The organism is Paenibacillus eucommiae (genome assembly GCF_017874215.1).
Taxonomy (GTDB): Bacteria; Bacillota; Bacilli; order Paenibacillales; family NBRC-103111; genus Paenibacillus_AI; species Paenibacillus_AI eucommiae.
This window is the reverse complement of record NZ_JAGGLB010000024.1, coordinates 97,916-109,869: the sequence shown is the minus strand read 5'-3', so window position 1 is coordinate 109,869 and position 11,954 is coordinate 97,916. Positions and strand designations below refer to the sequence as shown.

At 44.1% G+C, this 11,954-nt stretch carries 10 protein-coding genes; 8 read left to right on the top strand and 2 right to left on the bottom strand.

Annotated features, from left to right (window positions below; genetic code table 11):
- The first annotated feature begins 162 nt into the window (after positions 1–162).
- From J2Z66_RS28365 to J2Z66_RS28330, 8 genes are all read left to right on the top strand, one after another.
- Complete coding sequence (locus tag J2Z66_RS28365; RefSeq protein WP_209976114.1) at positions 163–963, top strand: HAD-IIA family hydrolase; 801 nt, start codon at positions 163–165, stop codon at positions 961–963.
- A 20-nt stretch (positions 964–983) separates the two neighbouring features.
- Positions 984–1,796, top strand: a complete 813-nt coding sequence (locus J2Z66_RS28360; RefSeq protein ID WP_209976113.1) for a metallophosphoesterase family protein — start codon at positions 984–986, stop codon at positions 1,794–1,796.
- A gap of 50 nt (positions 1,797–1,846) precedes the next feature.
- The gene (locus tag J2Z66_RS28355; RefSeq protein WP_209976112.1) at positions 1,847–2,791 is read left to right on the top strand and encodes a CehA/McbA family metallohydrolase domain-containing protein; all 945 of its coding nucleotides are present in this window, start codon (positions 1,847–1,849) and stop codon (positions 2,789–2,791) included.
- Positions 2,792–2,820: 29 nt separating this feature from the next.
- The gene (locus tag J2Z66_RS28350) at positions 2,821–4,173 is read left to right on the top strand and encodes an ABC transporter substrate-binding protein (RefSeq protein WP_209976111.1); all 1,353 of its coding nucleotides are present in this window, start codon (positions 2,821–2,823) and stop codon (positions 4,171–4,173) included.
- 86 nt (positions 4,174–4,259) lie between these two features.
- Positions 4,260–5,144 (top strand): carbohydrate ABC transporter permease, encoded by an 885-nt coding sequence (locus J2Z66_RS28345; RefSeq protein ID WP_209976110.1) that lies wholly within the window; start codon positions 4,260–4,262, stop codon positions 5,142–5,144.
- A complete protein-coding gene (locus tag J2Z66_RS28340) occupies positions 5,144–5,980 on the top strand; it encodes a carbohydrate ABC transporter permease (protein WP_209976109.1) in 837 nt (278 codons plus the stop codon). Before J2Z66_RS28345 ends, J2Z66_RS28340 begins: the two co-directional genes overlap by 1 nt.
- Positions 5,981–6,027: 47 nt before the next feature.
- A complete protein-coding gene (locus tag J2Z66_RS28335) occupies positions 6,028–7,218 on the top strand; it encodes a trans-sulfuration enzyme family protein (protein WP_209976108.1) in 1,191 nt (396 codons plus the stop codon).
- A gap of 180 nt (positions 7,219–7,398) precedes the next feature.
- Positions 7,399–7,767: a DoxX family protein gene (locus J2Z66_RS28330; protein WP_209976107.1), complete on the top strand. Its 369-nt coding sequence runs from the start codon at positions 7,399–7,401 to the stop codon at positions 7,765–7,767.
- Between the two features lie 676 nt (positions 7,768–8,443).
- Here the strand turns inward: J2Z66_RS28330 and J2Z66_RS28325 are convergent.
- Complete coding sequence (locus tag J2Z66_RS28325) at positions 8,444–10,096, bottom strand: response regulator (RefSeq protein WP_312894817.1); 1,653 nt, start codon at positions 10,094–10,096, stop codon at positions 8,444–8,446.
- Positions 10,097–10,106: 10 nt separating this feature from the next.
- Positions 10,107–11,831 carry a sensor histidine kinase gene (locus tag J2Z66_RS28320; protein WP_209976105.1) on the bottom strand — a complete coding sequence of 575 codons (1,725 nt, stop codon included), beginning with the start codon at positions 11,829–11,831 and terminating at the stop codon, positions 10,107–10,109.
- Positions 11,832–11,954 lie beyond the last annotated feature (123 nt).

The window sequence follows — 11,954 nt, the reverse complement described above, 5'->3', positions numbered from 1 at the left end:
CTTAGTCTGCAGAAGCTATATTTACATCACATTGTTCTGAAATATATTTGTAGTTTACAAATGAAAGATAGAATTAAAAAGTAACTTAAAAGAAATAAAATTCACTGGAAATAATTATAGAAAAAATTATACTCCATAGACAGAAATCGGGAGAATATAGGGATGACACGTGAACTTGGGCATTATGAAACTTATATTTTTGACCTGGATGGATGTTTGTACGCGGGACATGAACCATACCCAGGGTCAATCGCACTTATCTCATATCTTGTAGACAAGAACAAAAAGATCATTTTTCTAAGCAATAATTCCACCGAGACATCGGATGAGGTGCTTGCCAAAATGTCGGTCATGGGATTTCCTGTTCTGGGCATGCAGGCTATGGTAGCTACCGATTTAACCGGAAAATATTTGCTGGAGAAGTACGGCAGGGTAACTGTATCGGTATGCGGATCGGAATCCTTGGAGGCAAGCTTGAGAAGATGTGGACATCGAGTCGTAAGCCTGGACGATCACAGCACATCCGAATTCATAGTACTAGGCCGGGATGTCCAGTTTAATTACGAGAAATTGAAGAGAAGCGTCAACCAAGTGCAGAGGGGGGCAAAACTGGTTCTTACCAATTCCGATGTGTACCACCCGGGTGCGTTAGGGGAGCGAGTACCAGAGACGGGGGCACTGCTGGCGTCGGTGCTTTCCATGTTGGACCGGCCAAGCGTTATTTCCATTGGAAAACCCGAGCCATATCCGTTTCAAAAAGCGCTTGAGCTTTCCGGAACGAGCCCGGACTTGTGCCTAATGGTTGGCGACAATATTTACACCGACATTAAGGGGGGCAGGAATGCGGGAATCGATACGCTTTGGATTTCTTACCAAAGAAGTCGTCCACGAGCAAGCCCAGTTCCCACTTATAAGGTTTCCACAATTGACGGTTTCTACAGAAAGTTGCGCAATCAGATCTGAAAAGAACAGGGGGGATAGCCGTGTTGAAGATCGTAGTGATGGGGGACCTGCATTATTCGCAATCGTTCGCTGATCCTTCGTTGAAGGAGTATCAGGAAGATTTCCTCGAACGTTATCTCGATCATGTATTTCAGGTCCCGGCCGATATGCATGTTTCAGTCGGGGACTTAACGCACTCTGGATCTCCTGCGGAATTCGGCCGGATCTACCAAATTGCGAATGAGAGACATATTCACTTCTGCCAAGCGATAGGAAATCATGATGCTCTGACGATCCCTAAGGAGCAGATACCTTCGGTAATGCAGCGTCCCCTGTATTTTCAGGTGTCGACGGAGGATGCCATCGTGGCGTTTATCGATACGGTGCGGGAACGGTGTCCTGATGACTCTTCGGGAACGATCTCGGACGAGCAACTCGACTGGCTGCAGGAATTGATATGGAGCAGCGAGAGCAAGCCGGTTATATTGTTTGCCCATCACCCGTTGTTTGGAACGACCACTTTTTCCGAGATGGCGCATCTTTCCATCCGGAATGACCGGCTAACAGGCATTCTCGCGAGTAAGCAGGGAATCGGGTTGTATTGCAACGGTCACAATCATATTCACTCTACACACCACAGCAGCCCATGGGTGTATATTCAGAGCGCCGCTTGCCTAATAAAACCATCTTACCGGATCATTACAGTGCAAGGCAGCGATGTACGTATCGAAACCCGTTTCTTGAACGACGACATGCTTACACAATACGGACAGATGCTGGGTGAGGAACTACTTTATATCCCCGGCCAAATCCAGCCGCCGGTCCGGGCCATCGACTTGGAACTTCGTTTATGAGTCAGTAAATTTAGGAAAGACCAAACTGATTGAGAGAGGAAAGGATAATTATGGAAATGAAACAGCATAAGTTTATATCGCCCTACTTGGAGTCAGACATCAGCTTCAATTGGCTTCGCGGCAATCATCATGGACATTCGACGAGGTCGGATGGCACCGACGAACCTTTAACCATTGTGCGTGCTTATGAGGAAGCTGGATACGATTACTTTGCTCTTTCCGAACATGATTTGTTACTCAGACGAGAAGAACTACAGCCCTATACGCAGATGTGTGTAATCCCGGCCGTAGAGGTCGCGGCTAAAGAAGAACAAACTCTTCAATATCTTGGAGCTGACAGAGTATTTCCTGCGCTTTCATTGACACCCAGAGAAATTATGGATAGAGTGCATCAGGCCGGAGGACTTTGCATCTTCAATCATCCCAACTTCAAGCCCTTTCAAGAGTATGCTACAGATCAATTGCTCGATTCGTTGGAAGGTATTAAAGGTATAGAAATCTATACCGGGGTTATCGAAAGACTTTTCGGAAAGGCTTTAGCGACTGATCGCTGGGACTATCTGTTGAGTAAGGGATGGAAGATTTTTGGCCATGCAACGGATGACCAGCATGCACGGGAAGATCAATTTATTGCATGGAACTGTGTGCAGTGGCCAGATTCGCAAACCATTGATCCAAAAGGAATTATTGCCGCACTTTCAGAGGGACGCTTTTATGCATCAACGGGAGTATCCATTTCAAAAATTGAAGCAAAAGATAACAATCAGTGTATATCCATAGAATCCGATGGTGATGAAGTTCATTGGGTTAGTCGAAATGGGGTTATATTGAAAAAAGTAAATGGAGGTTCTTCCTCGTTGACCATGAAGGAATTGCGTGAGAATCCCAGATTGCACAATAAAGATCTGAGTGAAGCATTATATGTACGTATCGAGTGCTTGGGGCGTGGTAACAAGATTGCATGGTCACAACCATTTTGGATTGTCCCAGCATAATTAAAATTGCATGGAGAGAGGTTATTTCGATGAATAAAAAAATGGTTGGGTTAGCGATTATTATTATTGCAATGTTGGTTGCAACTGCTTGTAGCAGCGGCAGCGACAGCGGGGGTTCAGGGAAGAATATTGAAATCAGCTTCACTGACGTTGCGCCATCGCCTGAGAGAGAGAAGTTCTTTAATGAAATCATTGCTGATTTCGAGAAGGAAAATACGAATATCAAAGTGAAATTGGAAACAGTGCCTTGGGATCAAGCTTTTGCAAAGCTAACAACACAAGGTCAAAGCAAAACACTGCCCGATGTCGTCAATGTTTACCCGGCCTGGTTAACTACTTTTGTTCCAGCAGGCTATCTGGAGCCGATTTCGACCCAATATGATAATTGGGATAAGAAAGATAATCTTACAGCCTTCATAAAAAACGTTACAATCGAGAAACAGCAGCGTGAACCCTACAAAGATGTTTATTACATCCCGGATGCTTTTATGGGCGGTGCATTGTTCATAAGAACAGACTGGATGAAAGAGGCTAATCTGGAATTGCCTAAAACATGGGATGAAATGTTTAATGTTGCCGAGAAATTGACAGATCCATCCAAAAATCGTTATGGTTATTCGTTCCGTGGAGCTCGTGCAGGGTTTGACCAAATCTTTGCTTACATTCTCTCTGTTACAAAAGGCGAAACCTATGAAGAAGACGGCACATCGGTTCTTTTAAGACCCGAAGCATTGACTGCATTCAAGAAATACACCGATATGTATAAAAAAGGCTGGGCTCCAAAGGACTCTATAAACTGGGGATATCAAGAAATGGTGCAGGGCTTCACATCTGGCGTAACCGGAATACTATTTCAAACTACTGAAGTAGTAGCTACGGCAAAAGCCTCCATGAAGGATGGTACTTGGACGGTTATTCCTAGTCCTACTGATGTAGACGGCAACACATATGGCGGGGCAGGAGCTTCATGGGGCTACGGTATTTCCAAAAACTCTAAGAATAAAGAAGCAGCATGGAAATTTATTGAGTTCTTATCTAAACCGGAAAACAATAATAAATATAGTAAATTAATGACATTGATTCCAATCATGCAAGATTCACTTAAGGATCCTGAGTTAGGTCAAGGTCCGATGAAAGGCTTTATCGATTCATTGAATGATCCGAAGCTGATACCTCCTGCTGATTATGGCAAATTCCCTGAGCTCGGTGAATTCAGAGAAAGCTTTATGGATGCCGAAGTACAAAAATATTTATTAGGCACACAATCAGCTGAAGATACGATGAAGCATTTGGGAGACTTTTTAACGAAGGCACAACAGAAATTTATGAAAGATCACCCTGACATCCCAGTTCCGCATGCAGCAAATTATACAGGCAAGTAAGATATGATTCCTATACTATCAGGGGTTGGTTCACTGACCTCTGATATGCTTTTTTGAAATTCAGAAGTGACTGGGGGTTTCTACAATTGAAATATCTTCGTAAGAATGAACCATATATACTGCTCTTTCCTAGTTTTTTTCTATTATTTATTTTTCTGGCGTATCCCTTATTGAGTTCTATCTTGTACGCCTTCCAGAGCTATAAGCTGACCGCTCCTAATGATATTGGTTTTAACGGAATTGAGAACTTTAAAGCTGTTTTTACGGATAATAACTTTCCATTAATCATGAAAAACACTCTAATCTGGGTAGTTTTAACGGTTGGGGCGCAATTTATACTCGGTTTTATCCTCGCTTTGGCTTTGAGTCGCCCGTTTCCTTTGCGTAATGTTTATCAGGCTATTGTTTTCCTGCCGTGGGCAGTTTCCTCCTTTGTCATTGGCTTGACATTCCGCTGGTTGTTTAATACCGAGTACGGGCCTGTCAATGATATTTTGTTGAAGCTTGGCCTTATTCACGAAAAAATTTATTTCCTGTCAGATCCTCAAATGGCTTTGTATTCGGTTATTATTGCCATGGCCTGGACAGGAATTCCTTTCTTTGCAATCATGCTGCTTGCAGCGATGCAATCTATTCCAAATGAGCTTTACGAAGCGGCTGAGATGGATGGAGCGGGCATCATTTCTAAGTTTTGGAATGTTACCTTTAGTTATATCAAGCAAACCATTCTGATTACATTGCTGCTAAGAACCATTTGGGTGTTTTCATCTGCCGAATTGATCTATATTATGACGACTGGCGGACCTGCAAATTCATCCAATATCTTAGCTTCTTATATGTTCATGAAAGCTTTTGCATCGCTAGACTACGGTCAAGCGGCGGCTATTGGTCTATTCTTTATGTTGTTATTACTCCTATTTGCTTTTGTTTTCCTTCGTCTCACTAAATTTCAAAAGGCAGGTAACTTATAATGAACAAAAAACAACGTACGCCTGTTGTTATTGTCCGTTTTGTTGTTTTGTTGGGTTATCTGCTGATGGTATTAGCGCCATTCTATTGGCTATTCATCACATCGTTAAAACCCAAATTGGATATCCTTACAACAAATATTCAGTATTGGCCTAAACATATTACATTTGACAATTACATCTATCTTTTCGAAACGTCTAATTTTGCTTTATTTTTTAAGAACAGTATTATTCTTTCATTAGCTACCGGATTCTTTGGCACCTCTCTGGCTGTACTTGGTGGTTATGCGATGGCAAGGTTCAAATTCAAAGGGCATAATCTTGTCATTTATGGATTGCTGTTAACACAATTGATTCCCGGAGTACTTGTTTTGGTACCGACGATTATTATGTATTCCAAGCTTGGCTTAACCAACACAATGGGTGGACTCATCCTTTTCTACACAGTGGGAACGATTCCGTTTAGCTTGATTCTGATGAGGAGCTTTTTCGATCGGATTCCGATGGATCTTGAAGAAGCTGCATTGATCGACGGCTGCAACAAAATGCAGTCACTGTTCAAAATCATTCTGCCTCTGATGGTACCAGGTGTGATTGCAACCTTCATCTTTGCCTTTATTGGAGCGTGGAACGATCTGCTTGGAGCAGTCATGTTTATAAGCAGCGACAGTTTAAAAACAATTCCAGTAGGATTGAACATGTTTATACACAACTATGATATTGACTGGGGGGTCATGACGGCTGGAGGCATAGCAGCAACCGTTCCATCGTTGATTATGTTTGCCGTTATGCAGCGATTTGTTGTTGAAGGACTGACGGATGGGGCTGTAAAAGGGTAACACTCGATAAGTTTGAATAGATAAAGGTAGAGGGTGGAGAGGACAAGATGAGCAAGCAATTAGGGAAGGAAACCAAGGGTGCAGGTATGCAGACCATTCTTGCCCATTATGGGGATGAAACGTTTCTAGGAGCGGTTGTTCCACCCGTATTTATTAATACACTATTTACATTTGATTCGTATGAGGCATTCCAAAAGTCGCAATGGCAGGAAGAGACTTATTATTATTCAAGGATTTCTAATCCTACTCAGCAGATAGCAGAGAAGAAGCTAGCGGCGTTGGAAAAGGGAGAGGCAGCCAAGCTATTCACTTCGGGAATGGCAGCGATCTCTTCTACGCTGCTTCACTGCTTGAGCCAAGGCGACCATGTAGTGTGCAGCTATCCGATATACGGTGGCACACATCAGCTGCTTCAAAACTACTTGCCTAAGTTTGGTATTACTGCTGATTTCGTGGATTTCAGACAATTAGACCAGGTACAGGCAGCGATTAAGCCGAATACGAAAATGCTGTATTGTGAAGGGTTTTCAACCTTTTACATGGATGTGTTCGATATTCCGGCTGTCGTGCAAATCGCCAAACAACATCAATTACTAACGGTAATGGATAACACTTGTGCAACACCTGCAACTATGCGTCCCATTGAATGGGGTATTGACATCGTGATCCATTCCGCTTCCAAATATTTGTCAGGTCACAGTGATGTGACTGCTGGAGTAGTCATTGCTTCGCAAGAGCGGATCGACGCGATAGCGAACAATGAAATTGTATTGCTTGGGGCTGCATTAGCACCGTTGGAGGCGTGGCTGCTTACTCGTGGACTGAAGACATTCGGATTACGTATGAAGCAGCATGCTGAGTCCGCGAAGCAAATTGCGCTTATGCTTAGCCAGCACCCTCAAGTCAGCAGAGTTAATCTTCCTTTGCTGGAGCAGCATGAGCAGCATGAGCTTGCGGTACGACAGTTTAGCGGGAATACAGGTTTGTTCAGCTTTGAGCTGCATGGCGGTCCTTATGCTGTAGCAAAGCTGATGAACAATCTGAAGCTATTTCAAATCGGCGTGAGCTGGGGAGGCTTTGAAAGCCTGATTTATTCCCCGGGTCTAGCCATTAATCCCGAACAGAAATCTCGCACCGAGCATGAAACACGATTAGAGCACACCGTTAGGTTATCTGTTGGGCTCGAGGATATCGAGGATTTAATGGAAGACTTTAATCAGGCGTTAGCTAGCCTATAAAGCAAGTTACGTTAGGCCGCATGCTTGGAGTGTGGGTGATCCCGATCCCTATCCTTTCTTTATCAAATCCAAATCTATCATAATAAATTGCTTTACAAGGTATGTAATGGTGATATATTATGAAATAGGACACTGATTGGTGTCGGTTTGGATAATAAATGAATACGGAAGGGGATTCGAATGCATATATTAACCATCGTTCTTCAAAGTTGGCTGCTTTTCTCCATGGCTTTCTTTGGAGGAAGCAAGATTGTTGGAGCCAAGCATCAGGTCGATTTATTTGATTCAATTAAACTACCTCAATGGTTTCGTGTCATTACGGGCTACGTTCAAATTGTTGCTTGCATAGGACTCATTATTGGCTACTGGTATCCGGAGATTGCCGCATGGACAGGAATATTGATAGGCATTATGATGCTATTGGCGTGTCTCTCGCATTTCAGAGTCAAAGAACCTATCGGCAAAGTGATACCGGCCCTATTGAATCTCTTGATTGCTATTGCAGTAGTATTCTTATATGCAGACGAACTGCCACATCTTTTAGGGTAAGTAATAAAAAGCCTTTAAACACAAGGATTTCCGATGTTTGAAGGCTTTTTTGTGAACATACTAAAGTATAAGTTTACTTTCAGAAAGGAATCACGGTTTTTCCCTATCGTCACTATCCCTTCTTTACTCAGGAAAGTAACCTCTGCTGACTTAACGATGTTTTTGATCGTTAAAAGGAGTGTTTCCAGGCCAATCGGCACGTTAAGGATGATTTTCATCGTTAAAAGAGGACGGATGGCCTCTTTGGGTGGTAAAAGGGGATTTTAACGATGGTTTTCATCGTTAAATAAGGTTGTGGAGTCGACCTGGTACTTTTAGCGATGAAAAACATCGTTAAAGTACCAGAACCTCTTGGTTGTGCCCACTGGCGGGGCCGTCTTCAGTCTCAGCGGCTTGGGTCTGCGGGGAAATCTCCTTCCATCCAGAGGAAAACCCTTGCTGGCAGTCCGTTTGAGCTTGGTGTTCATGCAATTGCAGCTAAAGAGAGGGAGTGGCTGTGGGTGGAAGAGCGGAAGCGTCCGCATTTAAAGATTTGTTCCTACCTCCTCATCCATCCAATCAGGGAACAAATCTTTAACAGCGGCTGGAGCCCACAGCCATTCCCTCCTCAACGGACCAAAGTCACGAACATGCACATCAAAGGACGCCGCAAGGCATTTTTCTTATATTTAAACAATTATCCCGAATTATTGATTTTATATTCCTGCGGGGTAACACCGACGTTTTTTTTGAAAAACTTGGTGAAATACGACACGCTATCGAAGCCGAGTTCGTTGGACACCTCTTGAATTTTCATCCCATCGATCAGAAGCAATTCCTTAGAGCGCGCTATCTTGAGCTGTTTAATCCGTTCGGACAAGGTGATTCCTTTCTCGGCATGATAGAGTCGCGATAAATAATAAGGGCTGAGATGGAACACGCTGGACAACTGGTCAAGCGAAATATCCTTATTTAACGATTTGATTACAAAGGCATCTACTTTATCGATGATTTCCTTCTTCTGGTCTTTCCTCTCGGTCTCAGTATTCATAAATAGCAGCGTCGCAAGCTGAGAACAGTACTCTTCAAAAGCCGCCCAATTAGCGAACATCCCATAGTTGGCCAAATATTTTAACTCAAGTGTATGACCGATCTCTTTGGTTATTTTCCTTGCGTTCATAAACGATAGAAACATTGTAGATAGATGGCAAAATATTTCCATCTGCAAGCTGTAATCAAGAAATACGGTTTTCTGCACGGAGCGGAAAAATTCGGTCATGCCGGCGTGGAAAGAAACGTTGTCTCCGGATTCCAGCGAATGGAGCAATTGATTCATATGTCTTCGTATCTCCTGAGGGGAGAGCTCATGCTCGGCATAATGCGATAGCAGCAGGTCGGCATGCTCAACTAGGATAATCTTCTCATCCAGTCCGATCCCCCGGCGCATCCATTCGCACATTTCCTCATAAGTGTTCGGAATGCCCGGCCAGTTCACGTTCGACTTGGACAGCACGAACGACACGGGAAGATGGATATATTGCTGAATGGACTGCTGTATTTTCTCCAGCAACTGGCCGATGTACCAATGCAATTTAGGTAAATCCCTGATTTCTTCGACATTGTCCTGCGGCGCGACCGGCTCCCGAAGCTGAATGAACCAGATCATATAGCGCTGCTCGCTGTAGGTTGCAATTTGGCAGAAGCGCTGCAAATAATCTTCCACGATATTATTAACGGCATATTCGAGCAGCAATTTATCCCTTAATTGCGACCCGGCCGGCCAGCGGTCTACTCTGCCGATCATCAAGATGAGAGGCAGATCGGCAGAGAGCGGAATTTGAAAATGATGAATGTGCTCGGCGATGGATTCCACGGACAGCTTTTTATGGCCCAGCACGTTTTGGAAAAAGTCCTTTTGCAGTAAATTTTGCGCTTGCTGCATATGAAGCTCCGCCTGCGCGCTGACGTTCTGTTCTTGCCATTCGGTATGAATATTCTGGATCACGCGCTGCAGCGTATCCAGAATGGTGTCGTATTTGGCAGGCTTCAACAAGTAATCGAAGGCGCCTTGGCGGAATGCGCTTTGCAAATACTCGTAGTCAGAGTATCCAGATAGGAAGATGACCTTGCAGTGATGCCACTGATTCCTCACATGACCGATCAGTTCAATACCGGACATCCCCGGCATGCGGACGTCCGTAATGAGAATGTCGATGCGATTATTTTGCATAACCTGAATGCCCTCCATCGCGGAATGGGCCTTCCAGACGATAAGCTCCAGCTCTTCGATTCGGTTTAACATGTTGTAGAGACCTTCAACAATCATCGGCTCGTCATCTACTAACAGCACATGATTCAACTCAATCATCTCCTTCTTTGAAGATGGACAGGGTAGCGGTCACTCCGCCATATCGGTTTACTTGCAAGTTGATTCCGCTGCGGCTTCCATAGCGCAATTGCAGGCGGCGATGAACGTTCCACAGCGCATGATCCTCCAGCGCATGGGTGCCGCTATGCTTATTTTCCCAATCATGCAATTGCTCGAACGTCATCCCTTTGCCATTATCCTCGATCTCGATTTTTAACGAATCCGGCTCAATGAACAAGCGTACGTTTACGAAACCGCCTTCCATTGTGTTCTCGTGGCCGTGAATGATTGCGTTTTCCAGAAACGGCTGAATGATTAGACGGGGAACCTCCCAAACGTCAGGCGACCCGAATATATCAATCCGGAACACAATCTTGCTGCCGAAGCGAAGTTGTTGGATGGAGCAGTATGTTTTGCCGTGCTGTATTTCCTTCTCCAGAGGGATGAAATCCGCCTTGTTCTGGGTGATGAATTTAAAGTACTCCCCTAAGTGCTCGGACATTTCGGATACGCCCGCATAGTTTTCGTCTTGAGCCATCAGGTAAATAATATACAAACTATTGTGCAGAAAATGGGGGTTTACTTGGGATTGCAGCTGTTTCAATTCCGCATTCTGACTGCGTTTGGATTGCTCGGCCACTTCCTGAATGAGTATTTTCAGTTTGCCCGCCATCGTGTTGAATTTACGGTATAAATAGTCGAATTCGTCATTGTTCCAATGCTGCAAATTAAGATCGAACTGGCCATTCTCGACCCATTTGAATCCCCGAATTAATTTATGCAGCGGCTTATGAATAACTCGCCGCAAAGAAAGCGAAACAACAATGACGATAATAACGGAAATCAGCGATAATATCCACAACCATTTTTTGAACGAATAGACGGGCTTAAGGATGTGGTTGTCCTCGACGATCGTAACGAAATCCCAATTGGCAAATTTGAATGATTCGATAAAACGCATATATCGCTTGTCCCCGATTTCCAGCACGTTTCCATCCATGACAGTGCTTTGTGCCATGAATTGCATCTTCTCCGTACCGGCTTCCGCTGAAGAAACGATCATATTCGTATTAGCGGCATTGTCCCGAACGAGTAGAAACGAAGCTCCGTTTCCGACTTCGTTCGGATCGACGAGCTCGCGGCTAATGGCTGGAACGGACAATTCAATAATGAGCAAATATTGTGTTTTGGTCACGTGTGGGTAACCGAGTACCGTGTAGATGCGATTGTCCTTCATGTACAAGCCGTTCGTGGAAGTCGTGGAAATACGGAAATCTTCAAGCTGGGCAGGATCCATCGGAGACAGACCTGCCGTGGAGGAAAGACGCCGGTCAATGTTAGGCATAATGACGAAAGCTTCTTTAATATATCGGCTGGATTCGGAAAGTGTCAACAGCTTGGAATGGAGATCGTTAATCGCTTTCGTCAATTCATAGCTGCTTAAGGAATCGGGACGAATGCTGACGTCCTGCAGATCCGAGTCGTTCAGAAAGTTCGTTTGCAGTTTGAAGATGCGGTTGAATTCCGCGTCCAAGGAAGTTACGAAGAAGGAGGATTTCTGCTCCATTAAGTATAAAATTTGCTGCCTTATAATATTTTCGCCGGATTTATTCATCATGAAGCTGATCAGATAGATCGGGATAAAAATAAACAATAGCGTAATGAGCAGCTTAAGGAAAATGCCAGAGCGGAACGGGGGGAGCGAAATCATATCCATGTGCAGCCAACCTCCTTTTTTGTTCATCATACTGGGAAACGTGCAAAAGGACAATCGTGAAATTGTGTGCAAAGGATTACAATGAAATGCAAGATATTACTCTTGAACGGCAAACCTGTCTAC

What these genes read in the sequence shown, in the direction of transcription:
- J2Z66_RS28365 (WP_209976114.1), top strand. Translation starts at nt 163, where the DNA reads ATGACACGTGAACTTGGGCATTATGAAACTTATATTTTTGACCTGGAT.
- J2Z66_RS28355 (WP_209976112.1), top strand. Translation starts at nt 1,847, where the DNA reads ATGGAAATGAAACAGCATAAGTTTATATCGCCCTACTTGGAGTCAGAC.
- J2Z66_RS28350 (WP_209976111.1), top strand. Translation starts at nt 2,821, where the DNA reads ATGAATAAAAAAATGGTTGGGTTAGCGATTATTATTATTGCAATGTTG.
- J2Z66_RS28340 (WP_209976109.1), top strand. Translation starts at nt 5,144, where the DNA reads ATGAACAAAAAACAACGTACGCCTGTTGTTATTGTCCGTTTTGTTGTT.
- J2Z66_RS28335 (WP_209976108.1), top strand. Translation starts at nt 6,028, where the DNA reads ATGAGCAAGCAATTAGGGAAGGAAACCAAGGGTGCAGGTATGCAGACC.
- J2Z66_RS28330 (WP_209976107.1), top strand. Translation starts at nt 7,399, where the DNA reads ATGCATATATTAACCATCGTTCTTCAAAGTTGGCTGCTTTTCTCCATG.
- J2Z66_RS28320 (WP_209976105.1), bottom strand. Translation starts at nt 11,831, where the DNA reads ATGGATATGATTTCGCTCCCCCCGTTCCGCTCTGGCATTTTCCTTAAG.